Below are 25,656 nucleotides of genomic sequence, written 5' to 3'. Positions count from 1 at the left end.
TTCTACGAAGAGAAGCTGTCCGTTTTGTTTTGCCAGAAGCTCTCTTCTCAATCTTTTTTGTCTTGTGTTTTTTGGCTCTCTAGTTATAGACTTTTTAGCTCCTTAATAATAGAATATATATAAGCTCTACTTATAAACAGCTTATGTAAAATTAATATGACGAGGGTGATTTCAATGAAAATAGGAATGAGAACCATTAAAACATCTATTGCTGTAACCTTAAGTATTTCTCTTGGCTATATTCTAGGTCTTAACTCGCCTTTTTTTGCAGGGGTTGCTGCAATTATAGCAATGCAGGGCAATTTAGTAGATTCTTATAAAATGGGGAAAAATAGAATTCTTGGAACTGTTCTAGGAGCAACAGTAGGGCTTTTAGGCTCATTGATATTCGTCGGCAATCCATTATTAATTGGAATAGGAATTATTATAATAATTCAAATTTGTAATAAGCTTGGCTGGAGCAAAAGCATATCCATAGCAACCATAGTCTTTATTTCTATAATGATGAATGTAGAAGGAGAAAAAATATATTATAGTTTAAATAGAGTATTAGATACTATGGTTGGTATTGTAGTTGCTGTTGTAGTTAATTTTATTATCTCTCCACCCCTCACTAAAAACAAAATATACGCTGCCTCTGAAAATATAATCAAGGAATTTTCTCAAGCTCTTAAAACTATTATACTAAATGAGGATTGTGCATTGAATGACTCTTGTCTAAAAGAAATAGAAGATAAGCTAGAAGCAATAAATAACGAATACCCAATACTATTAGAGGAACAAAATATCCATCTTTACAGAAAAGATACAAACGCCATAGATTTAGAGCTATCAAGAGGTCTAATTAAAAAGCTTTATAGCAATATAAATATAATGACTCAAATGGGAACAGGCTTTAAAATCCATAAGGATAATGCAGATATTTTGAATAGTTTATATGGACTAAATCTGGTAGGAAATGATATAACGGATAATTTAGATATTGTATATAATTATCATTTAGGGGCTTCTCTAGACTGTCTTGAAAGGCTAAAGACTATGTTTGGAATACTATAATAAGCACAAAAAGCTTGTACCAACAAATGGTACAAGCTTTTAATTTCTTAGTTTCTCTCATTTATGAACATGGTCTCATCATGGTCTGATGAATAACCCTTTACTACCTTCTGACCTTTTCTTAAGTTTTTAAGCTTTTTTTTTGTCTCTTGAAATTTATCGTTCATTAAGGCTATATTTTCATCATCTATTATTTTTATTGCTTCAAGGACTGACCTTATCTCTTTTATTCTATCCCTTAAAGCTATAGTGTTAGGAAATTTAGTGTGGTCTAGTTCTTCGATGCTTTCTACGCCTACTCTATCCTTTAGCTCCTTAAGCTTATCTGCATATATGGAATCTAGCTGATCTATTGCAGAAATTTGTTTTTGAATTGTGCTTAAGGAAGATTCTATAGCATCTATATCTTCCTTTTCTATAGCTTCTTTTTGCTTAGGTTTTACATCTAAAATGTGCTTTAGAAGCTCTAGCTTTTCTTCAATTATAGATACCATATCATATATGGTGTTTTCTGCCATATTATCGTCTCCTGCTCTATAGTGCTCCATATTTTATTTTTCTAGCTTCCTTCATTGCTTCCTTCCATGTGTCTCTTATTTCTTCTATCAAAGGTAAAGCTTCATCCAAAATACTTGCATCTTTTCTAATGTTTGCATCTATTAGCTTGTCTAAAATAAATGTGTAAATACTTCTGAGATTATTAGATATTTCATAATTCATATCTAATGTGTTATTTAGCTCCATTATTATAGCTTGCGCTTTTTTTAAGGCTTCATTTGTTTTTTCTATTTCTTTGTTTTCTATATGATGCTTTCCTAGATTCATAAATTTAATTGCACCATTATATAGCATAAGAGTCAATTCCTCAGGAGAGGCTGTCATTATTGAATTTTGCTGGTATTGCTGATACTGCTGTTGCATATTATTATAAGCCATTGCCATATTTTCACCCTTTCAATTTACATTCCTAACTGCTGCATCATCCAAGAGCCTTGACTGTTCATTTGTTGTACAAACTTTTCCATTGCAGCAAATTGTCTATAGTATCTATCTTCTGTTCTAATTAGCTGTGCATTTAAATCATCAATTCTACGACTTAAGCTAGTAACGTCTTTATCTAACATACTTATACTGCTATGCTCAGTAACAAAATCTAGCATAAGTCTTGTATTGACATTTCTATATAAGTTAGCATCCTCACCTGGACCTGCTTTACCTATTATTTCTTTCATGCCATCTATCATGTTGTTGTATATTCTGGTTATAACTCCTCCTGATTTTAAATCAGGTACTGTTTTGCCATTTTGTGTAGTAGTTTTTGCTTCTGTAAATAATAATTCTAGTACTCCATTTACATCTTCTGATATGGCCTTTTTCAGCTTATCTTCGTTAATTTCTAGCTTACCACCTACAGCTCCTGGAGTATACCCCTCTGTATCTATTCCTATTTGGTAAAGTGAGTTAAGGGGCATATCTTTAAGCTCTTCAACTTTATTGTATAGTGAACCCCTTATGTTTTGCATAGTACGTGAAATTATAGAATCGTTTCTTAGGAGTCCACTTTTAGCCTTTTCTTCCCATAGCTCTATTTCCTTTTCCTTCATAGCTTCTTTTTGCTCTGCTGATAAAGGTCTGTAATCCCTATACTGTTTTTCTCCTAACAGCTTACCCATCTTGTCCACAAGCTCATTGTATTTATCCACAAAGTCCTTTATCTTGTCATATACTGCATCTGTATCTGTGGCTACTCTTATTGTTGTAGTACCTGTAACTCTTAAATCTAGATTGATACCATTTATAGTGAATTGGTTAGATTGTTTTTCTATGCCTGTAGCACCAGCAAAGTCTATTTTTGCATTTGTACCTTTATATATTTCATTGATTGCTAAAGCTTTAGGAGTTTCTATCTCTCCCGTTGATTCATCATATGCTGTTACATTTAGTTTTAAAGCTTCTATAAATCCTGTACTGCCATTTACATCTGTAAAAGAAAGCTTTGCATCTTTACCTGTAGCAGTTGTTTGTATAAATAATCTTCCTATATTGTCATCAAAGGATGCTTGTACACCTGCACCTGAGGAGTTTATCTTTTTAACTATTGAACTCATAGTATCTGTTTTTTCAATGGTAATTGTACTGCCATCATTAATTTTAAATTCTATTGTTCCACCCTCTGGTAAGCCTGATAACACACCTTCTATACCTGCTTTAATATTTTCCCCACTAGCAGCCTTCACCCCATCAGCCAGTCTATGTACAGTTAAGTTATAATTTCCGTCAATAGCTTGAGCTGTGGTGCTTGCTTTAACTACATTTTCATTAGAAGATGTGGCACTTTTTATCCAATTAAGATTGTTTAAGGTATTATTGTACATAGCTCCAGTAGATGTAGTACCTGTTAATCCAAAGCTTTTTCTAGTATTTAGTATAAAATTAGCAAAATCCTTGTTTATTGAATTATATAGTTCTTGTCTCCACTGTAGTATCTGTCTATCCTGTTGTACCTTGTCTACTCTAGTTCTTTCTACATTCATAATGTCTTTAATCAATTTATCTGTATCTATTCCCGTAGCTAAACCTGTTATTCTTATACTACTCATAATGCTTCACCTCTTTTAAAAAGCTTATATTTTTTTATCTACAATTATGCCTGCCATTTCCCATAGCTTCGCTACCATGTCTAATATCTTTTCAGGTGGAATTTCTCTGATTACTTCATCTGTGTTTGTATCTATTACCTTAACAGATATATATCTAGTAGCTTCATGAATAGAGAATTCTAATTTTCTATCATATGGATTTATAGCTTTATTTACACTGCCTATGGCTGATTTAATTTCTTCTTCCGAATATTCCTTTTTAAGATTTAGTTCAACATTTTCAGCAGCTTTTTCTTTTGTTAATTCTTTTGGTATACTATCTCCTGAAGCAACTCGTTGCGGACTATATTGAATATCGTTGGTTTTTATAGCTTCTATACGCACATTAACTCCTCCCATACCAATAATTATCTATATTTAATATCGACAATCCCCGCACAAAACTTTAACAAAAGTTGTTAATTAGTTGTTGGTTGTTAGTTGTTAGCTAAGAACCAAGAGCTAACAACTAACAACTTAGTACTATAGTCCTAGTTCATAAAGAGCATTTTCCTTACTACTTCTTAAAATATACTATTGCTTTAAATAAATCTCCATCTATTTCAATGTCTAGCCTTCCGTCTTGAAGTTCTACTATGCTCTTAGCTATGGCAAGCCCTAGACCGGAGCCTTCTGTAGTTCTAGATTTGTCACCACGAATAAACCTTTCAAACAGCTCCTTTGAATCAAAGTCTAGCTGATGAGAGGATATATTTTTCATAGTAACTATAGCATAGTTTGTATTTTCTTCTATATCAATATAGACTCTAGTATTGTCCATTGAGTACTTTAGAATGTTGTTTATAAGATTTTCAAAAACTCTCCAGGTCTTTTTACCATCAAGATTTGCATATACATTTTGTTCAGGAATGTTCATTATAAAATCAAGGGAAGAGCCTTTAATCCTTTCGTCATATTCTGCTAAGGATTGCTTTAATAAGGCTACCACATCTAATCTTTCAATATTTAATTCTATAGAGCCACTAGTCATTTTTGAGGCCTCAAACAAATCATCTATTAAAGTCTTTAAGCGTTGAGATTTTCTATCTAATATTTCTATATAGTCCTTTGCTTCTTCTTCAGAAACATCCTCTTTCTTTAGTAAATCTATATAATTTATTATAGAAGTTAGAGGAGTCTTTAAATCATGAGATACATTTGTTATTAGCTCTGTCTTAAGCCTTTCGCTTTTTAACTGATTCTCCACTGATTTTTTGTAGCCTGCCCCCATGTTATTTATATTGTTTGCAAGTCTTGAAAGGTGGCCTTTTACATTTTCCTCTATGGCATAGTTAAGATTCCCAGAGGATATTTCCTCTGCTCCTATGATTATTTTGTTCAATTGGCTAACATGCTTAATCACATAATAAGGAACAAATATTAAATATAAAAGCATATATAATCCTGAAAGTAAAAACAAAAAACCATTACTGCTCCATCCAATAAAAAACACTATAAAGAAAAAGCCAGTAAACGCAGTTAATATGGTTATTATAAGGATTTTGATACCCACTGATTTTACTGCAAAGCTACCTATCAGGTAAGCTATCATTGTATATACTATGCTTTCCTTAAGCTGTTCTCTCAAGTAGCCACTAATAGTAACCATTTTGTAAGCATCCCAAGCATTTAGAAAAAAATAAGCTATATAAAGGCTTACAAAGGAAAGTGTAATAAAATGTCCTATTCTTATGGGCTTGTAAAATACATGCATATTGCTAAGGTATGCAAGAATAAAAAATGAATATACTAAGAATACGCCCCCTCTAAAATCTATAGGGATTTTTCTATATATTTTTAATGGTTTTTCTAAATACTCCTGTATCTTATATTCCTTTATTCCATAAGCTATAAGACCAGCCCCTATAAAAAGAAAGGCTACAAGTATGGGTATTTCCTTGATAACTCTTTGCCTAATAGCATTATAGTACTGATAATCTACAGTCATCCTGCTTGGAGCTTTGTCACTAGGATCCCAGGTTAGTAAATCCATATTGTTGTTAATATCAAAAGCAGCAAAGGCTGAAATGGAAAGGCTATAAGCAACAACTATGAATATTAACAATGGCATGTATTTATTTTTCAATTTTATATCCAATTCCCCACACCACCTTTAAGTATTTAGGCTCCCCTGGATTTATCTCTATCTTTTCTCGAATTCTCCTTATGTGAACTGCTACTGTGTTGTCAGAATTAAAATAAGGCTCCTTCCACACTTTCTCGTATATTTCTTCTATGGAAAATACTCTACCTCTGTTTTCCATGAGGAGCCTTAATATCTTATACTCTATAGGTGTAAGTCTTATTTCCTCTCCGTCTACAGTAACCATCTTTGTATTTGTATTTAATATTAATCCGTTTGCGTTTATCTCTTCTTCCCTCTGTTCATAATTCCCTAGGTTGATAAATCTTCTAAGCTGTGACTTTACTCTAGCTACTAGCTCCATAGGATTAAAGGGCTTAGTTACATAGTCATCTGCACCTACATTTAAGCCTAATATCTTGTCTGTATCTTCTGATTTTGCTGAAAGCATAATTATTGGTATGTTTTTACTTTCTCTTATTTTAAATGTCGCCTTTATTCCGTCCATTTTTGGCATCATTATGTCCATTATGATTAGGTGTATATCTTCCTCCTCTAAAACCATAAGTCCGTCAATTCCATCCTTAGCCTTAAAAACCCTGATTCCTTCGTTTTTAAGATATATCTCTATGGCATCTCTTATTTCATCTTCATCATCTACTACAAGAACATTATATTGTGCCATCTATCCCCCGCCCCTTCATTTAATAATTTCGTAATTAGATATATTATATCATTTCTCTAGGAACTATTAAGTTTATTGTATATTAGAATCTTTACAAACATCTTAAATAATTTCTGAAAAATTTCTTAAGATTTTTTCCCTATTCAAAATTAAAACCTTTAAGCAGATTTTATTGTCTACCTAAAGGTTAATTGTGCTTTTCTATTTATAGGAATAAAATTATTATAATTGCCAAGGCTAATTTCCTTAGAATAATCAGAAAGCTTGCCTGAATAAATGTGATTAAGCTCTTTTATGGTTATAAAATCATTTGGAGTAACTAAACCTGGAGGCTTGTCGAAAAAGTTTAGCCCACTTCTTTCAAGGACTCTAGCTACAAATTGAGAGCAAAAGTAGCCGTACTCTCTTTCAACAGGAACCTTAATAGCAACTCCTAGCAGTCCTATAAAGCTATATACATATTTGTCCTTCTCTTTTTCAAATTCTCTAATTACTTTTTTCATTCTATAATATGCACTTCTATCTACTTCAAGAGAATAAATTGAGCAGGTGGTTTCACTAAAATATTCATATATTTCACCATCTATACTTTCTACTACAAACCCGCCCCAAAGAGGATTATTATATTTTTTTCTTCCAAAGCTATAAATCTTCTTTAAATCTAAGCTAAAGGAAATAGAAACATGGTTATACGGAGCCTTAGTATATGCTTTTAGAATTCTTGTCGGAACTGAGCCTGTATTAGTAAGTAATATATATACTGTTCTTTTTTTATCTTCTCCGCCTTTTGAAAATTGGCTTTCCATATTTGCCCCCTTTCTTTTCTATCCTTATATATTATCATATTTTTAGGATAAAAGTAATACTTAAAAAATAAAGGCTGAATCCTTTGTCTAGCCTATATCTTAGAGCACAATATTAATACTATATCCACACTCTGGACATACTTTTTCATCCATGTGTACCTTTATGAAATATCCATTTCGTGTTACTAATATCTTCCCGCAATATTTACCTTCTGGTATTAAGCAATTGTGGGGGCATAGATGGCATTTTACCTTATCATTGTATTTTTCAAAAAACAACCCGTCCTGCAACAAGAATTTCACCTACCCTTAGCTATGTCTAATGACTTTAAACCTTTCAATAGTATAATTTTCCTGTGGAGAAATACTCGCCTTTTGAAGTGCAATACTTAGCTGCTCCTCCACTGTATCTACGCCCTCTAAATCTGGAAGCAATAATCCAGTTTTGCCCCTGCTCCTGACTATTATACCAAAGACTTTAGGGTCTAGCTCCTCCTTTAAAGCCCTTTCAGGCTCTGTAAGCACATCTACTGAAAAGTCTATTTCCTCAAGCTCATCTTCCTCTACAGGCATAAATCTAGGATCGTGTAATCCTGCTTCCACAGCATTTCTAATAATCTCTTGGCTTATGCTTTTAGTTACTGGGAAAATAGTACCTATACATCCTCTCAATTGTCCTTCCTTTTTTAAGGAAACAAAAACCCCTCTTTTAAGTTTTTTCATTTCCTCTGTTACATATGAGGGTATATCCATATATTCTCCATATGTTAAATAATGAGTTAAGCTTTCTCGGGCAAGTCTAATATATGGATTTGGATTTTCTAGTTTCTCTTTTGTCCTCTTTTGATTTTGCTCTATTAATAGCTTATGCATATCTATAGAGCTTTCCCTAAGAGAAAAACCCATAACAGCATAGCCTACTCCAAAGGTTCCTTCATAGGCTAGGAGGTTTCCTTTAATATCATATCCATTCATAGCTCCAAACATAATGTAATAGGAGCGTAGTCCACACTCACCTGCTCCTTCAATAGTAGATGAGTCCATGTTAAATACTCCTAATGCATCTCCTTCTTTAAGTAGTGATATTATTTCCTTATCAAATTTTGGACCATGAGGGCTATAGCCATAAGGTCCATCATGGGTTAGCTTATGGGACAGGTCTCCACTAGCTATAAATACTGCATTGGTTGAGCTTTCTTCTACAGCCCTTCTAATACACATACCAAGCTTGTAAAGCTGTATTTTAGGAAGCATGCCATAGGTAATATGCACTAGCTTGTAATCTTTATATTTCCTATTGATAAAATACAAGGGCACCATAGTACCATGATCTAATCCATATTCGACTCCATATCTAGCCCCAGTATTTTTCGTAATGTCTGCTGTAGGTATATTTTCATTCTCTGAATACTGGATTATTCTTTCAGTAAGCTCCATATCTATTTCCATATCAAAGCTTACCCCCGGTGCCCTAAATCTACCTAGGTTCCCCTTTATACTGTTTTCAAAGGAAAGTGCAATAGCATCACTAAACAAGGGTCCATGAGGCGTAATGATAATAATAGTATCTGGTTTTATATTTTCTATATCTATGGCTACCTTTTCAAGCGCCTCTGATGTCCTCTTTATTTTCTTTTCCTCACCCTGTCCAACTTCTGGAATTACTATTGGTGGATGAGGCATAGTATAAAAAGCTGATATTTTCCCCATAAAAGATCACCTTTCCCACATTGTATTTATATATATTGTATCATATTTAGTTGTTAGTTCTTAGTTGAACAGTAGCTAAACAGTAGTTGAACAGTAGTTGAACAGTAGTTGAACAGTAGTTATACAGTCGTTAAACAATCGTTAAACAATCGTTAAACAATCGTTAAACAATCGTTACACTACCGTTCCACTACTGTTATTGAAATTCTTAATTCTTAGCTTCTATCACCAATCTATCATTATCTACACTAACAACTACAGTATCCTTATCCTTTAGCTCTCCTCTAATAATCATTCTAGCCATTTCTGTTTCAATGTGCTTTTGCAAGAATCTCTTTACAGGTCTTGCACCATATTGAATAGAGTATGCTTTGCTTAGTACAAGCTCCTTAGCTTCATTAGTAAATTCAATACTTATTTCTCTATCCTGGAGTCTACTTTCTATTTCATCTATTTGAAGGTCTATTATCTTAAATATTTCCTCTCTTTGTAATGGCTTAAATAGGACTATTTCATCAATACGGTTTAGAAACTCTGGCCTAAAGGTTCTTCTCATAGCTTCCATTACTTTTTCCTCAGCAGCTTCATCTATATGACCATCTGGGTTTATTCCTTCAATTAAATATGACGAACCAAGATTAGATGTCATAATTATAACTGTATTTTTAAAGTCTACAGTTCTACCTTGATTATCTGTAAGTCTACCATCATCTAATACCTGAAGGAGTATATTAAACACATCGGGATGGGCCTTTTCTATTTCATCAAAAAGGATTACAGAATAAGGCTTTCTCCTAACAGCTTCAGTTAACTGACCACCTTCATCATAGCCAACATATCCTGGAGGTGCTCCAACTAGCCTAGAAACTGAATGCTTTTCCATATACTCACTCATATCTATCCTTATCATATTTCTTTCATCATCAAATAAGGTTTCTGTAAGAGATTTAGCTAACTCTGTTTTACCTACACCTGTTGGACCTAAAAATATAAATGAGCCTACAGGTCTATTTAATGTCTTAATCCCTGCTCTTGCTCTAATCACAGCATCTACAACAGATTCTACAGCTTCTTCTTGACCTATTACTCTTTTGTGAAGAATTTTATCTAGATTAAGTAGCTTTTCTCTCTCTGTCGCCACCAGCTTAGATACAGGTATTCCAGTCCATTTAGAAACTACCTCTGCTATTTCCTCCTCTGTAACCTCTTCCTTTAGCATCCTGTCTTCACTCTGAGCCCTTTGATTGGCTTCTTCTAGCTTTTTCTCTAGCTGAATCAATGTGCCATATTTTAGCTCTGATAGCTTCTCTAAATCATATCGTCTTTCAGCATCTTCTATTTCTCTCTTTACCCTATCTATCTCTTCCTTTATATCTTTAATAGATGATATGCTTTTCTTCTCATCTTCCCATTTTGCCCTTTTAATATGGTATTCTTCTTTTAGGTTCGCAAGCTCCTTTTCTAGCTTTTCAAGTCGTGCTTTAGAGCTATTATCAGTTTCTTTTTTTAGAGCTGCCCTTTCGATTTCAAGCTGAAGAATTCGTCTCCTAATTTCATCTAGCTCGGCAGGCATACTGTCTATTTCTGTCCTTATCATGGCAGAAGCCTCATCCATTAGGTCTATAGCCTTGTCAGGCAAATATCTATCACTTATATATCTATCTGAAAGAGTAGCACAGGCAATAACTGCATTATCTGATATTCTAATACCATGATGAATCTCATACTTTTCTTTAATTCCTCTAAGGATGGATATGGTGTCCTCTACAGTTGGCTCTGTAACCAATACCTTTTGAAATCTTCTCTCTAAGGCTGCATCTTTCTCAATATATTTTCTATATTCATCTAATGTAGTCGCACCTATACAATGGATTTCTCCACGGGCAAGCATCGGTTTTAGAAGGTTTGAAGCATCCATTGAACCTTCTGTTCTACCTGCTCCTACTATATTGTGAATTTCATCTATGAACATTATAATCCTACCGTCAGAATCCTCTACTTCCTTTAATACTGCCTTAAGCCTTTCTTCAAATTCTCCCCTATACTTAGCGCCTGCAATCAAGGCTCCCATATCAAGGGCAAATATGTTCTTATCCTTTAATCCTTCTGGCACATCTCCATTTACAATTCTTTGGGCAAGTCCTTCAACTATGGCTGTTTTGCCTACTCCTGGCTCTCCTATTAAAACAGGGTTGTTTTTAGTTCTTCTTGAAAGAATACGAATTGTATTTCTTATTTCTTCATCTCTACCTATTACTGGGTCGAGCTTTCCTGTTTTAGCTTCTTCTGTTAGATCTCTACCAAATCTTTTCAGTGCATTATATGTGGACTCTGGGTTATCCGATGTAATGCTTTGGCTACCTCTAATTTTTTTAAGGGCCTCTAAAAACCTTTGTAGATTAATATTGTATCTCTTGAATATTTTCTCTGATAGGGTTCCTCTTTCTTTTAATAAGGATATATAAATATGCTCAACTCCTACATATTCATCTCCAAACTTCTTAGCTTCATCCTCAGAATTTAAGAGTATTTTAGTATAAATTCTGCTAGGATAAATAGAGCCTCCACCGCCAGATTGTTTAGGCAGGCTATCTATTTCCTTTTTTACATCATTTTTAATAAGCTCTACATTTTCCCCCATGTAATTAAGTACAGTCCTTATCAATCCTTCGTCTTGGCTTATAAGGGCATAATGTATATGGATTTCCTCTAATTGGGGATTACCATTCTTAATAGCTATTTCTTGAGAATTTTGCACGGCTTCAATACTTTTTTGTGTAAATTTGTTTAAATCCATTTATCTCACCTCTCTACTTTAATCCCTTTATTCTATTTTACTAAAATCTTCTTTAGCTATATTTTCTGTGTATTTTTTACTTTTATGTTTTTTGTTGTTGTGAATATTTGCTATATGTGACTTTTCTTCATCAACTATTCTAGATAATAAAGTTTGACTTTGCCTGACCTTTGATTTTATTATAATCCTATTTCTAGCAAAAATCAATAGGGATTTGTATGAATAATAGCTCTTAGTAAAAACAGTGTCCTATCCAAACTTGTAGAAAAATATTAAATTATGTCGTCTTTGTTAATTCATAAACTAATGAGGGTATGTATTTAAATATATGCAAGGAAATAAAGGGGGGGTTAAAAATGTCATTAAAAGTTAAAATTTTCCTAGGCTTTAGTATTTGTGTCCTGATTGTGTTTTCTGTACTTTCCTACTATACATTTAGTGAAACTACAAAAACTATTATGGAAAAAGAACAGGAAATGCTGGAAACAATAAGCCAATCAATAAATATTCAAATGGAAAAACAGCTAGAAACAGCAGAGGTTGCTGCTTTATCCTTGGCAAACAACTCCTATATTCAAAAATTATTTGGGGAGCGAAATCGCTCTGAATTAGCAGCAATACTTTTACCTACATATAAAAATATATCTTCTAAAATCTCACAGGTTCAATTTCATCTACCCGATTCTAGCTCTTTTCTTCGACTCCATCAGCCTGAAAAATATGGTGATAGTCTTAAAGACTTTCGTTTCACAGTAAATGAAGCTAATGAGAAGAAGGAAATGATAAAAGGATTAGAGAAGGGTGTAGGTGGATTTGGTTTTAGAGTAGTAGTTCCTATGTTCTATAATAATAAGCATACAGGTAGTGTTGAGTATGGTAGTGATTTTGGAAATGAATTTTTAGAAAGAATAAAGGAGCATTATAGCGGTGAATATTTTATTTATCAGCTAGAAGATGGTACTACATCAATCTCTGGTCTTGTAGCTTCAACCATTGAAGAGGATAAGTGGCAGCTAGAAGAAGGTATACATATAGAAAAGCTTAAAAATAACGAGATTGTTTTTTTACATAGTAAGGATGGGAACTATAATATAGTCCTAATGCCTTTTAAAGACTATCAGGGAAATGTATCTGGATATTTTAAAATAATCAACGACAGAGCTTTATTAGTAAATCGTATAGATGGAATTAAGAGAAATGCAATAATATTCACAATTATTTCATTATCTATTTTACTTTTAGTTGTATATGGATTTTTAAATTACTCCCTAAAGCCTATAAAGAAATTAACTAATGTGGCTGAACAAGTATCATTAGGAGACCTAACACAGAATGTAGAGCTTCGTTCAAAGGATGAAGTTAGCTCTCTGGCTAGTACTTTTAATGTTATGATCTCCAGCTTACGTGATATTATATCCCAGTCTGCCCAGGTTTCAGAGCAGGTAGCAGCAACTAGCCAAGAGCTGTCAGCTGCATCAGAAGAAGTTACAGCATCCTCTGAACAGGTTGCAAATACTATCGTAGAAGTAACAGAATCTGCCCATAATCAAGCTATATCTATTGAAAAATCTAATGAAATTATGCAAAGCATGGTAGATAATATACAGAATGTATCTATTAATATCCAAAATATAAATAAGTCAGCAAGGAATACTTTAGATTCTGCCCAAAGTGGAATAAAGTCCTCTAAAGATGCAGTTGATAGGATAAATAATTTGAAATCTTCTACAGAACAAACCTCTAAAGAGATATCCAAACTAAATGATAGCTCTAAAGAAATCGAAAAAATTGTAGATACTATTGGCGAAATAGCTGAACAAACTAATTTGTTGGCCCTAAATGCAGCCATTGAGGCAGCAAGAGCAGGAGAAGCTGGAAGAGGATTCTCTGTAGTAGCTGAAGAGGTAAGAAAACTAGCAGAGCAAACATCCTTATCATCTAGCCAAATATCGGAGCTTATTTTAGGTATTCAAAATGAGATTGAAAATACAGTTAAATCTATGGAATTAAATAATAAAGATGTTGAGTCCAGTGTTAAAATAGTCAATGAATCTAGCAATAGCTTTTCTTACATATTAAATGAAATAGATTTAATCGCGTCTCAAATAGAGGATGTATCAAGACTTACTCAGGGAGTGGCTACTAGTGCTACTGAGGTTACAAATACCTTTAATCATATGTATGACTTATCCCAAAAGACTGTGGATTCCTCTGAAGGAGCTGTTCATAGCTCACAGCAGCAAATCGCAGCTATGGAGGAAATCGCTAGCTCAGCCATGGATTTAGCAACTATGGCTTCAGATTTAAGAAATACAATATCTAGATTTAAATATTAGAAAAAGTGAAACCCCTCATATATGAAGTGAAACATTTCATATATGAGGGAGTATTTGATTTTCGCCCTAATTAAATTATATTTTTAATACAGCTTCAACTGCTAGTGTAAGTCCTTTTACAACATCCTCCAAGCTCATGCTTGCCATATTGTTTTTTTCAAGAACCTGCTCTGGTAAATAGGGTACATGGATAAAACCGCCCTTCATGTGAGGATATTTCTTGTCAATTAGATATAGTAGACCATACATAATATGATTACATACAAAGGTCCCAGCAGTATTAGACACACTAGCTGGCACTCCATAATCCTTCATCCTTTGGACCATAGCTTTAATAGGTAATGATGAAAAATATGCATTTTCTCCATCTTCAAATATAGCTTCATCTACAGGTTGATTGTCCTCATTATCTTTAATTCTTGCATCGTCTATGTTTATTGCTACTCTTTCAATAGAAATATGAGTTCTTCCACCAGCCTGTCCTACGCAAATTACTATATGAGGCTTTTCCTTTTCTATATACTTCTCTAGCTCCGTAATGGATTTTCTAAATACTGTTGGAATACACCCCTTAACAATTTCTGCTCCATTTATCTTTTCAGGCAGCCTTTTTACTGCTTCATAAGCAGGATTTATACTTTCTCCCCCAAAGGGCTCAAAGCCTGTAATTAAAATTTTCATTGTATTACCTCCATTATTATACTTATTAGTTTAAGAATATATTTTTGTAGAAGCAACAACCCCGTCCCCTTGCTTACACATGTTCCTGCTTTTACATTTATTATATTCTAAACAGATTAACTCAATCAAGATTAAGTTAATTTGTATTAACTTAATTGTAATATCTTTGCTGAATATCCACCGATATTATTTCCCAGATATCGAAGCAGCATCCCCCTCCCCTTGCTTTTATGTATGAATTAGGCTCTTGCTATGGTATAATATGTTAAATAATAGTAAGCTCTAATTACAGGAAAGTGATTTTATGATTAATAATAAGGAAGAATGGGAAAATTATAAAGATAATTCTTCTACTTTTGCTCACATAATAGGAAAAACGGGGGTGAGTTTAGTGGGTTTTTATGAAGAGCTAAGTAAATATTATGATATTATATTTCCAGCTACAGTAGACAAAATTCAATTCATAGAAAAAGTAGCTGATAAAGGAAAATATATTCTGGATATTGCTTGTGGCACTGGAAACTATGCAATTGAACTGACTAAGAGAGGCTACATATTAGATGGAATAGATCTTGATAATACAATGATTGAAGCTGGGAACAATAAAGCCATGAATGAAGCCGTGGATATTAATTTTGTTCACGGCGATATGAAAAATGTTAATGATATATTTTCAAGTAGGAAATACGATTTAGTATATTGTATAGGTAATTCGCTAGTCCATTTAGATAATGAAAAGGAAGTTCAACAGTTGATTAACCACATTAGTAATATAACAAATAATAAAGGAAAACTACTTATTCAGATAATTAATTATGATAGAATACTAGATTTTAATATTGACCATCTTCCTACAATAAGCAGGAAGGAAGCCGGAGTAGAATTTATTAGAAATTATGCATATGATGAAAAGTCTGGAAAAATATTCTTTAATACTGTGATAAATGTATCTAACGAAACGGGAATGCACAAGTATGAAAACTCTGTACAATTATTACCTTTAAGAACAAAAACCTTAGTTAATATGGTAAAGAATGCTGAATATGAGAGAGTTGAGGTTTTTGGTGGATTTAATGAGGAAGAGCATTCTGTTAATTCATTTGCAACTGTGCTAGTAGCAGAAAAATAAATTAGTTTCAAAAATAGAAGACCCTAGAAAAGGTCTTCTATAATTTTATGTCTATATTAGCTCCTAAATGTGGTGATACAGATAATTCCATAGATTTGGATGTATCTGAAATCATCTGAGTCAGGTTCGCAGCCTGCGTCTCAGCAGATTCCATTGACAGCTTTAAAACTGATAAACTAGCCTGCTGCTGTATGCTGGATTGGCTAATCATAGATGACATTGCTGCTATGTCCATGGTATCGGCTCCTTTCTTGTAGATTTAATACCCATAGCTGTGTTGATTATTCAATAATGTTTTCAAGTATATTCTTGGCTACTAGCTTGGCTCCATTGTTGTTAACTATATCAAATATGCTGATAAACATATCTTCTGTATCTATAAAACTAAGTTTTTCGATTACTTTAGCTAATTTAGAGTAATCAATATCAGGATACTTCCCTAAATATTCGACTCCCATATTGTTTAAAGTTCTACATGCTAAGTCTTGATTGTCAGCTATGCTAAAAATAATAGGAATACTTTTTTGTGATAGTACCTCATAAATAGTACTACCACCAGCAGTAACTACTATTTTTGAAGAAGATATGTGATTTTTTAAGCTGTTGGGCTTGTAGATTAATTCTATATTATTAGTTTTAAAATGCTCAATTTTCTTAATATAATCATCTCTGTATCCAGGACCAATAACTACTTTTGTTTTGATATCTAATTCTTTAATCTCTTCTAATATCTTAACTGCTATTTTATATTCATCAGTACCGCCAGTTGTGATTAGAACGCCTTCCTTGGCTAAGGTATTAGCTTCATTATCCCAATATTCTTCCTTCATTATTAAGTATTTAGGCCCTAATAATCTTAATTGACTTTTAACTTCTCTATATCTTAGCTCTTCCGCAAATATATTTCCATTATAAATAATATCTGGTATTGTTGATCTATATATATTATTATTGTCATCTATGAGCATTAGTTTAGTTTTTTCTTTAATTCTATTCAGATATTCATCCGTTCCTAAATATGAATCAAAAATAAAAAGAACAGGATTAATATTTTCAATTAGTCCATCGTCCTCAGCTAAATCATTCGAAACTAAATATTCAAATCCATTATTATAGATTAAATCCACTAACTCATCATTAGTTATAAAGATAATATGGATATTTAAGTCTAATGATCTTATAGCTTTAGCCAATGAAAGGCATCTATAAAAATGTCCATATCCTATTCCTTTCCCACCTAAGGTTCTAAAAATGATTTTTTTCATTCTATTAAGCCCCAATCAACAGGAGTTCCTTTTTGTATATTTTGTCTAGCCTTCGTACCTATTATGTCCTTAATATATTTAGTCTCTAGCCCAAATCCTGGTCTTATACTCCTTACATTGTCTTCAGTGAATACTTCGCCTTTTTTAATATCCTTTACTACAAATAAGGACCTCGAGTGCTCTCTACTCTTTTTTTGCTTTTCTGTTAATTCATATGTCACTTGTCCAAGAGCTTTTTCTAATTCTCTAATTCTAATAACCATTTCCTTAAATTCATCAGGTTCCATAGAAAATTTAGCATCTGGTCCACCATCAGACCTGCTCAAGGTTATATGCTTTTCAACTATTTTAGCACCTAATGCCACAGCACCTAGAGGTACAGTATGTCCTAAAGTATGATCTGAAAGACCTACTATAGTACCGAAGGTGTCTCTCAAATTTGGAATAACTCTTAAATTAATATCCTCCATTGGCGATGGATATGCAGATGTACATTTTAATAATGAAACTTGAGTATTACCCATCCTTTTACAAGCTGACAATGCTTCTTCTATATCTGCTAATGTAGCTATTCCAGTAGACATTATTATTGGTTTCCCCTTAGAAGCTATGTATTCAATAAAAGGAATGTCATTAATCTCAAAGGAAGCAATTTTGTATGCTGGTACATTCATGTCTTCTAAAAAATCTACTGCTGTAATATCAAAAGGTGATGAAAAAAATATTAGTCCTTCTTCTTCTGCAATCTTTTTTAGCTTAGGCTGCCATTCCCAGGGTGTATAAGCTTCTTGATATAGTTTGTGTAGGGTGGTACCATCCCAGATGGTTCCTTGAGTTATTTGAAAGTACTTATTGTCACAGTCTATTGTTATAGTGTCAGGAGTATATGTCTGTAATTTGACGGCATCTGCTCCAGTCATCTTCACTTCTTTAATTAACTTAACTGCATTGTCATAGCTTTGTAAGTGATTTGCTGAGACTTCTGCTATTATGAAGGTAGGGCTGTTGCTGTTAATTGTTTTGTTTGAAATTGTTAGTTGATTTTGCATTTGGTATCACCTCTTCATTTTTAAAAAAGCATTGTATATATTCAATATCTCATGTGCCCTGCTTCCCCAGGTATTATACTGTTTAGTAATTCTATATGCATTTTCTTCTATTACTTTTCGCTCATCTTCATGCTCTAAATAATAAAAGGTTTTTTCCACTAGTGTATCTAAATTATTCATATCGTAGTAAACAATATTCTCTCCGTCAATATACATATTGTTGCAATAGTTATTATTATTGCTTAAAACTAATGTTCTATTTAACATACTGGTCAAAACCCTTTCATGGCTGCCATTTTCAAAATATGATATATCGTGTAAAAGAAACTTTGATCTTTTCATTTCTTTCACCAAATCTATATAATTTAAGGGCCCATTTGTTATAATATTTTTGTGTGCTTTTAATTCAGTATTAGCTAAATTCCCATAATGGTGCACCTTGAGTCCCTTATCTACTAAGGCTTTAATAATTCTATATCGATTTCTTGCTCTCAAAGTCCTATCTACTAGAGTATATATATAGCTAAAAGCATTTAAAAAGTCTTCATCTTTTCTTAATCTATATAATTCGATTCCTTCAGCAAATATTTCTTCTTTAAAATAATGATATAATGGAATATTGTAATTTTGCTTACCTTTTTCATACATATTGATTGCAATTCTTTTTAATATATCTAATTCCAAGTTTAATATTTCTTTTTCAAGCTGTATATAGTCTCCTATTGTCCCCGGCATTATGATATCATATGTTTTCTCAATGCTTTCATCAGATACTATTTCTGTACCACCATGTGGCAACCATGCTATTGGTACATCTTCAGCTATACATTCTTCAAAGCTATTTAAAAATCCTTCATCATGCATGCAGTAAAATGTCATGTTCCCCTTATATGCTCTGATCCGTGATACATGAAAAAAAGGATGGTCTACAAATAATATACCTAATGGAATATTTAATCCTTCATATATCTTTTGCTCAATAAAATTAACCCCATTAAAGCTCAGAACTAAACCAATTTCATTTTGGGATAAAATCGCTAATATTTTATTATGGGACATTGTAACAAGATTTAAAATATAAACATTATGTCCCAACTTCATTAACTCATGTCCTAATTCTTCTGCAAAGCAGTTTACAACATCATACTGAAAATTGCCTTTGTATATAACAATATTCATCTGAAATAGTCTCCTTTTTACTTATATTGATTCACTTACTACTTTTGCACCAATTCCATGAATCCCTACACATGTCTTCCAGATTTTTTTCGGCTTTCCATCCTAATTCTTTCAAAGCCTTAATAGGGTCGCAATAAGATTTACTTACATCTCCCGCTCTTCTGTCTGTGTAAACATATGGGATCTTAACTTTGTTGGTATTCTCAAAAGTTGTAATAACATCAAGAACACTGTACCCTTTACCGGTTCCAAGATTATAAATATCCAAACAAGAAAAGTTCTTAATTCTTTCAAGTGCCTTCACATGCCCTTTAGCTAAATCAACTACATGTATATAATCTCTCACTCCAGTACCATCATATGTATCATAATCATTTCCATAAATATATAGCTTGTCTATCTTTCCTGATGCAACTTGAGTGATGTAGGGCATAAGATTATTAGGAATTCCCTTAGGATCATCCCCAATCTTGCCACTTTCATGAGCACCTATAGGATTAAAATATCTAAGTATAACTATGCTCCATTCAGGATCTGAGATATGCAAATCCATTAGTATATCCTCTATTATTTGCTTTGTTCTGCCATAAGGATTTGTTGGTTTAATAGGAAAATCTTCAGAAATAGGAACTTTAGTGGTATTACCATAAACCGTTGCAGAAGAACTAAAAATTATTTTTTTAACCTTGTGCTTCTTCATTAGCTCAAGCAATACTAGTGTTCCTGCAATATTGTTATAGTAATATTTTAGAGGTTCATTGACAGATTCGCCAACGGCTTTATAGCCAGCAAAGTGAATTACTATATCAATTTCATTTTCAATAAATACTCCTTCTAGCTTACATTCATCTAATAAATCTAATTCATAAAACATAAGTTCCTTTTCAGTTATACTTCTCATTTTTTCTATTACTTCAATATCTGAATTGCTAAGGTTGTCCACAACTACAACTTCATGCCCAGCATTTAACAGCTCTATACATGTATGAGAACCAATATATCCTGCCCCTCCAGTTATTAATATAGCCAATACTTCACCACCCAACTTATCTTATTTCCACCTTGTGGTAAGATGCAATGGTTTTTCATATTATAAACTTTTATAAGCTAGACTAAACTTCCCAACTTAATATTTTGTCAAAACCTTTCTTAAAATTCGCTCAGTAAATCTAAAATCCATTACATCTTGAGTTATGTTAAATAAGTTTATTCTTGCATCGAGATAATCTTTATTTAACTTAGTTGCATGTTCAAAGCTTTCTCTTGCCTTTTCTTTAACTCCAATTCTTATATAACAACAACCTAAATTGTTATAAGTTTCAGCTCTAGCTGGTTCAAGATCAATAGCTTTCATAAAGCTTTTAATAGCATTATCATACATATTTAAGTCATACTCACAAACACCTTTATGGAAAAAATATTCAAAACTATACTTTTTCATATCTATATTTTCTAATATTTTATATGCTAAATTAATTTCATCTATCTTAAAATATATTTTTGATAGTAATAATACCTTGTAATCATTATCAAATGTTGAAGCCTCTACAATGTCATTTATAGTATTAATTCCTAATTCTTTAACTATATTTCTTTCACATTCCTTCTGCTTATTGTGATTGTTTGTTAAGTTTCCTTCATGCCTTCTATATAAGTATAGGCTTTCTTTTAAATACTTTCCTTTTGTTTTCATCAATAATCTAATTGAAAAAAAATAATCTACAGAATTAGAATATTTTTCAGTATAATAAATACTATTGTCAAGACAATTTTGTCTTATCATTATGGATGCAGTAGCAGGTATTATCTGTCTATATAAAACATAAGCAAGCATGTCCTCTCTATTTACAAATTCATCTTCACTTTTTAATGTATAGAGAAAATCATTATAGTCATTTATTACATCTACATCATTATATATGAAGCCACATTTAGGGTTTTCTAATAAAGTTTTTACTTGTTTGCTAATCTTATCTTTTCTATATAAATCATCACAATCTAAAAATGCTATAAATTCTCCTTTTGCTACTTTTAGTCCATGATTTCTTGCTGAGGCTTCCCCGCCATTTTCTTTATAAAAATATTTAATTTTATTTCCATATGCTTTTACTATGGATTCTGTATTATCAGTAGAACCATCATCAATTATAATAATCTCAATATTAGGATAGTCTTGTTTTAATACGGAATCAATAGCACTACCAATATACTTATCTCCATTATAAACTGGTATAATAACAGACACTAACGAAATCATAGCACACCTCTAACTAATATGTTTATTAATCAAATTCACATATTCTAATAAATTCTTCAATAAATTTATCAGGATTACATATTTCAGATACTTTTTCATGAATATTTTGGCCAAAGTTTTTTAATGCATCCCTATTTTGTTCTAAATACTCAATATAATCAACCATAGATTCAATATCACCAGTATTAACAATAAAGCCATTTTCTCCATGAGTCACAAATTTTCTAACACCACTTACATCAGTTAAAATGGGAATAGCACCGTTGTATAATCCTTCAAGCATTGAAATGCTAGTTCCTTCTAAATCAGAAACATTAATAAAAATATCTTGTTGACGCCAAAAATCATATATTAAAGTATTTGGTATGCCTCCTAGCAAATGTACCTTTTTCTCTAAACCTTCCATTTCTACATATTCTTTAATTAAATAATAATAATTTCCTTCCCCTACTATATTCATTTGATAATGGATATCCCTAGTTTCCAATACTTTAATTAAATCAATAAGCCTATCAGCTCTTTTGTCTGATTTTTCTAGTCTTCCAACATAACCTAACTTTATAGGTTCTTTCTCTTTAGAGTACGTTCTGGTATATTGCTCTAATCGAACAGGTGTAATTTGAGTAAAAATATCTCTTTCCCTATGTTTAAGCCTCCGTTTTAATTTTTCACTAATATCGTCACTAACACAAATAAATTTATCTATAATTTCTTCATATCGAGTATTTTGAATATAAGAAAACTCTATGTCACTATGTACAACAGAAACTACTTTTATTTTTTCACTATGATAATACTTTAATATATAGCATGCTAAAAATATATCATCAGATGCATTTGGTATAACAATTGCGGGTAAGTGTTTTTTTATATTGTCTATAATGTAATATAAGCGTTCAAAATAGCCGACTTTATTATCTAATAATTCTAGAATATTATATTTTTTATTCTGTAGTAGAATCAATTTTGCCCCATTATTGTTAGACAAACTGAGCAATTTTGGTTTTTTTACTTGTTTTTCTAATAATTCATAAATATTTATCGACCAAATCTCAATTCCTCCTAAAACTAGACCAGAAGGTAGCGAAAGAATATATTTCTTCTCTTCCGATTTCTTATCTGTTTTAGCAGTTATAAAATTGTATGGATCAATCTTATTTATGTTATCGTTTATATATCTATATATAAAATCATTCATTTCACAATATAAACCGTATAATCCCATATTATCCAACTGTTTTGAAATATCTCCTACATACATGCTTCCAATAATAATATAGTCTTTCTCTTTATTAATTTGGTATAATAACTCTGGTGCCTTTATAATTTGTCCGCAAAACATTTTGTTCCACTTATTAGGGTTGTTGTCTGTGAAGTATTTTACTTTTAGATTCATTTCAGATAAAAAATTATATATTTTCTCTCCCGCTTTAGATGCCCCGAAAATAATAATTTCCTTTCTATAGATTTCTTCTATATTCAAATTATCACCTTCTCTTTAAATAGCACTTTAGTTTCTATATTATTTATTTCACATATGATAAAGCAGTTTTGCTTTGTATATTTTTACCATTATCTCATAAATTGTATTGCTAGATAATCATTATATCTAAAATATGCTCAATTGATATCATGTGAGCCTTTGTTTTAGTTGATAGTTCATTGCATATATTTTCAAAATCATAACTTGGCACTATAATAATTAAATCATTTTTTGTCAAATTTTTTAGATTATCTATGATATAGTTTTTAACATCAAAAATATACTCTTTATCCTGCCTAGAAATAATTCCATCAATTGTATACTGCATATCCGTAAAATATTCTACAATATATTTTGAAATCTCTCCTGTCCCAAACAAATATATCTTTTCATAATTGCTAAAATTAAAATATAATTCTTTTTTTGTGCTTATTCGTTGTAATACATTAGTCAAAATATTATAATTCTTTTTAAATTTTGTAAGTTCAGAATTATAACTATCTCTGTCTTGAAGCCATGAACCATTAAAATGATGGATGGCATAATTTTTTTTATAGTAACTATTTGTGCAAAAATAATAATTAGGGTAAACATGTACATCTTCTCTTAATATCTGTTCTTGATTGTCTAAAATCAAACCATATTTTTCTTTTGTAATGTTTGTGATAATAACAGTATTGGTTGTTATATCCAAAATATTATTATCAAGAATAAAAGGTCTATTTTCATAGTAGTCTAATAAATCTTTAATCCATAGGTGTCCTTTTTCCGCTCCCATAATAGCAGTAGGAAAATAATCTTTAGTTTCAAAACTTGAAAAGGCAGAATCATTTAAAAAAACATCTATGTTTTGAGTAATTTCTAAATCACAATCTACATATACTCCTCCATGTTTATACAATACATATAATCTCACATAATCCGATACAAATGCATACTTCTTAGATTCATGTGCTTCTTTAACAAATCTATTTATATTAATATCAAAGTTATCTTCATTCCATTCAATGATTTCATAATCTGGACAATGTTGCCTCCAACTACTTATACATTTACTTATTAATGAGCTTTTTTCACCTTTGCCAAACCAACAATAATGAAGAATTTTTGGAATCATATAATCACCCTTATTGATTATTTTATAATATATTATTCTACGCTTTTAATATATTCATAAATTTCTTTCCATACCCTTTCACTAGAATTAAAATCTTTAAATTTATGTACAATGTTTTTTATTTGCTCTCTTTCTTTTAAATAATATTCTTTACACTTTAAAAAAATCTCTATTTCCTTTTTTAATTCTTCAGAGTTATGTGTTTTAGGTCCTGGAGTCCAAAATTCATAAGGCTCTAATAGTATACCTCTATCATTAATATATTCATCGTAATCCCTCGCAAAAAAAATAATCGGTCTATCTAATAAAAGATAATCAAAATAAATAGATGAAAAATCAGTAATTAGCATATCTGAAGCACCGAGAATTTCATAGAAATCAATGCCGTATTTGTTTAACATCTCATTTGTTATGAAACAAACATTGTCATTGTTAGCAATTCTCCAAGTATCAGCTGTAAATGCATGTTTTTTTACAATTAAAACTATATTTTTTTCTTCAAAAAATTTATTCAATTCCTTTATTTCTCTATCTACTTCTTCTAAGCTATAACCTTCTTCTATAACTCGTTTATTAAAACTTCTTCTTCTAAATGTTGGTACGTAAAAAATAATAGTATTGTTTCCTAAGTCTTTTTTAATTAGATTTTCAAGTACGTATTTTGAATTTTTATTTATCAAAAGATCATTTCTAGGTGCTCCGGTTATTTTAAATTTATCAGCACTAATTTTGCTGCAACTGCTCATTAAAAATGTATATAGATTTGAATATGAAGCAGAAAAATTGATTTTACTAGATAAATTATTATAGTTTTCTCCAATTACATTGTTTTCAATTTTATTTAATACACCTATATTTTTTATTGGGAAGCCATGCCATAAATCTATATTAATCTTGCCTATTTCTTGATTAATATTATAGTGCGTGGTTACATGTACCCCATAATCTTTAACTTTATCTTTATTTGCTTCTTCAATTAATTTAATATCCATTTCATCTTTTATGAATTTAGGTATTTGTTTAAATAATGCCCTAGCATTACATCCTGAATTATCATAAGACGGATTGACCCCTTAATATTGGACAAAAACTCACGAATACTTTCTTTTTCTTAGTTCCTTATATTTTAATGCTTTTTCGCTTTTTTTATTATACATAAATATTTATCCTCATCAAGGGTAAAGGCTACGCCCCTGCTACCGCAGGCCCTTGATTTCAGCTAAATATTTATGTGTGCTTCTCTTAAGCGAAAAACATTAAAGTTTGACTATTAAAGGCTTTGCTGTTCCTTCTAGGGTTCTTTGATAGAATTCCGATGGAGGAATATATCCTAAGGAACCATGAATTCTGATTTTATTATATGATTTCATGTATTCAGCAACTT

23 protein-coding genes are annotated in these 25,656 nt (G+C 31.6%); 3 read left to right on the top strand and 20 right to left on the bottom strand.

Going from position 1 to position 25,656, the window contains the following annotated elements:
* Nucleotides 1-174: 174 nt before the first annotated feature.
* Nucleotides 175-1,056 (top strand): FUSC family protein, encoded by an 882-nt coding sequence (locus BLV37_RS10230; RefSeq protein ID WP_176967949.1) that lies wholly within the window; start codon nt 175-177, stop codon nt 1,054-1,056.
* Between the two features lie 47 nt (nt 1,057-1,103).
* Here BLV37_RS10230 and BLV37_RS10225 read toward each other — a convergent pair whose 3' ends face one another.
* The 10 genes from BLV37_RS10225 to BLV37_RS15080 all read right to left on the bottom strand — a co-directional run bounded on the left by BLV37_RS10225 (nt 1,104) and on the right by BLV37_RS15080 (nt 11,983).
* Nucleotides 1,104-1,604, bottom strand: a complete 501-nt coding sequence (locus tag BLV37_RS10225) for a flagellar protein FlgN (protein WP_091730929.1) — start codon at nt 1,602-1,604, stop codon at nt 1,104-1,106.
* Nucleotides 1,591-1,992, bottom strand: coding sequence for a flagellar export chaperone FliS (gene fliS, locus BLV37_RS10220; RefSeq protein ID WP_091731017.1), 402 nt, complete (start codon nt 1,990-1,992; stop codon nt 1,591-1,593). Before fliS ends, BLV37_RS10225 begins: the two co-directional genes overlap by 14 nt.
* A gap of 23 nt (nt 1,993-2,015) precedes the next feature.
* On the bottom strand, nt 2,016-3,656 hold the full coding sequence (gene fliD / locus BLV37_RS10215) for a flagellar filament capping protein FliD (protein ID WP_091730926.1): 1,641 nt from the start codon (nt 3,654-3,656) through the stop codon (nt 2,016-2,018).
* Between the two features lie 24 nt (nt 3,657-3,680).
* Nucleotides 3,681-4,040 (bottom strand): flagellar protein FlaG, encoded by a 360-nt coding sequence (locus BLV37_RS10210; protein WP_244270522.1) that lies wholly within the window; start codon nt 4,038-4,040, stop codon nt 3,681-3,683.
* A 172-nt stretch (nt 4,041-4,212) separates the two neighbouring features.
* A complete protein-coding gene (locus tag BLV37_RS10205) occupies nt 4,213-5,793 on the bottom strand; it encodes a HAMP domain-containing sensor histidine kinase (protein ID WP_091730920.1) in 1,581 nt (526 codons plus the stop codon).
* Nucleotides 5,771-6,463 (bottom strand): response regulator transcription factor, encoded by a 693-nt coding sequence (locus tag BLV37_RS10200; RefSeq protein ID WP_091730918.1) that lies wholly within the window; start codon nt 6,461-6,463, stop codon nt 5,771-5,773. The genes BLV37_RS10205 and BLV37_RS10200 overlap by 23 nt, the downstream gene beginning before the upstream one ends.
* Nucleotides 6,464-6,639: 176 nt before the next feature.
* Nucleotides 6,640-7,269, bottom strand: coding sequence for a hypothetical protein (locus BLV37_RS10195; protein WP_208975248.1), 630 nt, complete (start codon nt 7,267-7,269; stop codon nt 6,640-6,642).
* Nucleotides 7,270-7,578: 309 nt separating this feature from the next.
* A complete protein-coding gene (gene amrA / locus BLV37_RS10190; RefSeq protein ID WP_091730915.1) occupies nt 7,579-8,979 on the bottom strand; it encodes an AmmeMemoRadiSam system protein A in 1,401 nt (466 codons plus the stop codon).
* A 208-nt stretch (nt 8,980-9,187) separates the two neighbouring features.
* Nucleotides 9,188-11,776 (bottom strand): ATP-dependent chaperone ClpB, encoded by a 2,589-nt coding sequence (gene clpB / locus BLV37_RS10185; protein WP_091730912.1) that lies wholly within the window; start codon nt 11,774-11,776, stop codon nt 9,188-9,190.
* 27 nt (nt 11,777-11,803) lie between these two features.
* A complete protein-coding gene (locus BLV37_RS15080; RefSeq protein WP_091730909.1) occupies nt 11,804-11,983 on the bottom strand; it encodes a hypothetical protein in 180 nt (59 codons plus the stop codon).
* 149 nt (nt 11,984-12,132) lie between these two features.
* Here BLV37_RS15080 and BLV37_RS10175 point away from each other — a divergent pair, with 149 nt between their 5' ends.
* Nucleotides 12,133-14,112 carry a methyl-accepting chemotaxis protein gene (locus BLV37_RS10175; RefSeq protein WP_176967948.1) on the top strand — a complete coding sequence of 660 codons (1,980 nt, stop codon included), beginning with the start codon at nt 12,133-12,135 and terminating at the stop codon, nt 14,110-14,112.
* A gap of 75 nt (nt 14,113-14,187) precedes the next feature.
* Here the strand turns inward: BLV37_RS10175 and pcp are convergent, their stop codons facing one another.
* Nucleotides 14,188-14,793: a pyroglutamyl-peptidase I gene (pcp, locus tag BLV37_RS10170; RefSeq protein ID WP_091730904.1), complete on the bottom strand. Its 606-nt coding sequence runs from the start codon at nt 14,791-14,793 to the stop codon at nt 14,188-14,190.
* A 391-nt stretch (nt 14,794-15,184) separates the two neighbouring features.
* Here pcp and BLV37_RS10165 point away from each other — a divergent pair, with 391 nt between their 5' ends.
* Nucleotides 15,185-15,922, top strand: coding sequence for a class I SAM-dependent methyltransferase (locus tag BLV37_RS10165; protein WP_208975247.1), 738 nt, complete (start codon nt 15,185-15,187; stop codon nt 15,920-15,922).
* Between the two features lie 37 nt (nt 15,923-15,959).
* Here the strand turns inward: BLV37_RS10165 and BLV37_RS10160 are convergent, their stop codons facing one another.
* The 9 genes from BLV37_RS10160 to BLV37_RS10120 all read right to left on the bottom strand — a co-directional run bounded on the left by BLV37_RS10160 (nt 15,960) and on the right by BLV37_RS10120 (nt 25,264).
* Entirely contained in the window at nt 15,960-16,157 is a 198-nt protein-coding gene (locus tag BLV37_RS10160) for a YjfB family protein (protein WP_091730896.1), read from the bottom strand.
* Nucleotides 16,158-16,203: 46 nt separating this feature from the next.
* A complete protein-coding gene (locus tag BLV37_RS10155; RefSeq protein ID WP_091730894.1) occupies nt 16,204-17,187 on the bottom strand; it encodes a hypothetical protein in 984 nt (327 codons plus the stop codon).
* Nucleotides 17,184-18,236 carry a pseudaminic acid synthase gene (gene pseI, locus BLV37_RS10150; RefSeq protein WP_091730892.1) on the bottom strand — a complete coding sequence of 351 codons (1,053 nt, stop codon included), beginning with the start codon at nt 18,234-18,236 and terminating at the stop codon, nt 17,184-17,186. The genes BLV37_RS10155 and pseI overlap by 4 nt, the downstream gene beginning before the upstream one ends.
* Before the next feature lie 6 nt (nt 18,237-18,242).
* Nucleotides 18,243-19,415 (bottom strand): glycosyltransferase, encoded by a 1,173-nt coding sequence (locus BLV37_RS10145; RefSeq protein WP_091730890.1) that lies wholly within the window; start codon nt 19,413-19,415, stop codon nt 18,243-18,245.
* 31 nt (nt 19,416-19,446) lie between these two features.
* Nucleotides 19,447-20,445, bottom strand: coding sequence for a UDP-glucose 4-epimerase GalE (gene galE, locus BLV37_RS10140; RefSeq protein WP_091731015.1), 999 nt, complete (start codon nt 20,443-20,445; stop codon nt 19,447-19,449).
* 96 nt (nt 20,446-20,541) lie between these two features.
* Complete coding sequence (locus tag BLV37_RS10135; protein ID WP_091730887.1) at nt 20,542-21,672, bottom strand: glycosyltransferase; 1,131 nt, start codon at nt 21,670-21,672, stop codon at nt 20,542-20,544.
* A gap of 25 nt (nt 21,673-21,697) precedes the next feature.
* Nucleotides 21,698-23,155, bottom strand: coding sequence for a glycosyltransferase family 4 protein (locus BLV37_RS10130; protein ID WP_091730884.1), 1,458 nt, complete (start codon nt 23,153-23,155; stop codon nt 21,698-21,700).
* A gap of 109 nt (nt 23,156-23,264) precedes the next feature.
* Entirely contained in the window at nt 23,265-24,272 is a 1,008-nt protein-coding gene (locus BLV37_RS10125) for a glycosyltransferase family 32 protein (RefSeq protein WP_091730882.1), read from the bottom strand.
* Nucleotides 24,273-24,304: 32 nt separating this feature from the next.
* Nucleotides 24,305-25,264 (bottom strand): CDP-glycerol glycerophosphotransferase family protein, encoded by a 960-nt coding sequence (locus tag BLV37_RS10120; protein ID WP_091730878.1) that lies wholly within the window; start codon nt 25,262-25,264, stop codon nt 24,305-24,307.
* Nucleotides 25,265-25,656: the final 392 nt, after the last annotated feature.

Origin of the sequence: Proteiniborus ethanoligenes, from assembly GCF_900107485.1 — a bacterium.
GTDB classification, from domain to species: domain Bacteria; phylum Bacillota; class Clostridia; order Tissierellales; family Proteiniboraceae; genus Proteiniborus; species Proteiniborus ethanoligenes.
This window is presented reverse-complemented; position numbering and strand designations above follow the sequence as displayed.

Excerpts from the sequence above, each read along its gene's own strand:
- BLV37_RS10230 (WP_176967949.1), top strand. The coding sequence starts at position 175 with ATGAAAATAGGAATGAGAACCATTAAAACATCTATTGCTGTAACCTTA.
- BLV37_RS10225 (WP_091730929.1), bottom strand. The coding sequence starts at position 1,604 with ATGGAGCACTATAGAGCAGGAGACGATAATATGGCAGAAAACACCATA.
- fliS (WP_091731017.1), bottom strand. The coding sequence starts at position 1,992 with ATGGCTTATAATAATATGCAACAGCAGTATCAGCAATACCAGCAAAAT.
- fliD (WP_091730926.1), bottom strand. The coding sequence starts at position 3,656 with ATGAGTAGTATAAGAATAACAGGTTTAGCTACGGGAATAGATACAGAT.
- BLV37_RS10200 (WP_091730918.1), bottom strand. The coding sequence starts at position 6,463 with ATGGCACAATATAATGTTCTTGTAGTAGATGATGAAGATGAAATAAGA.
- BLV37_RS10195 (WP_208975248.1), bottom strand. The coding sequence starts at position 7,269 with ATGGAAAGCCAATTTTCAAAAGGCGGAGAAGATAAAAAAAGAACAGTA.
- amrA (WP_091730915.1), bottom strand. The coding sequence starts at position 8,979 with ATGGGGAAAATATCAGCTTTTTATACTATGCCTCATCCACCAATAGTA.
- clpB (WP_091730912.1), bottom strand. The coding sequence starts at position 11,776 with ATGGATTTAAACAAATTTACACAAAAAAGTATTGAAGCCGTGCAAAAT.
- BLV37_RS10175 (WP_176967948.1), top strand. The coding sequence starts at position 12,133 with ATGTCATTAAAAGTTAAAATTTTCCTAGGCTTTAGTATTTGTGTCCTG.
- pcp (WP_091730904.1), bottom strand. The coding sequence starts at position 14,793 with ATGAAAATTTTAATTACAGGCTTTGAGCCCTTTGGGGGAGAAAGTATA.
- BLV37_RS10160 (WP_091730896.1), bottom strand. The coding sequence starts at position 16,157 with ATGGACATAGCAGCAATGTCATCTATGATTAGCCAATCCAGCATACAG.
- BLV37_RS10155 (WP_091730894.1), bottom strand. The coding sequence starts at position 17,187 with ATGAAAAAAATCATTTTTAGAACCTTAGGTGGGAAAGGAATAGGATAT.
- pseI (WP_091730892.1), bottom strand. The coding sequence starts at position 18,236 with ATGCAAAATCAACTAACAATTTCAAACAAAACAATTAACAGCAACAGC.
- BLV37_RS10145 (WP_091730890.1), bottom strand. The coding sequence starts at position 19,415 with ATGAATATTGTTATATACAAAGGCAATTTTCAGTATGATGTTGTAAAC.
- BLV37_RS10135 (WP_091730887.1), bottom strand. The coding sequence starts at position 21,672 with ATGATTTCGTTAGTGTCTGTTATTATACCAGTTTATAATGGAGATAAG.
- BLV37_RS10125 (WP_091730882.1), bottom strand. The coding sequence starts at position 24,272 with ATGATTCCAAAAATTCTTCATTATTGTTGGTTTGGCAAAGGTGAAAAA.
- BLV37_RS10120 (WP_091730878.1), bottom strand. The coding sequence starts at position 25,264 with ATGGATATTAAATTAATTGAAGAAGCAAATAAAGATAAAGTTAAAGAT.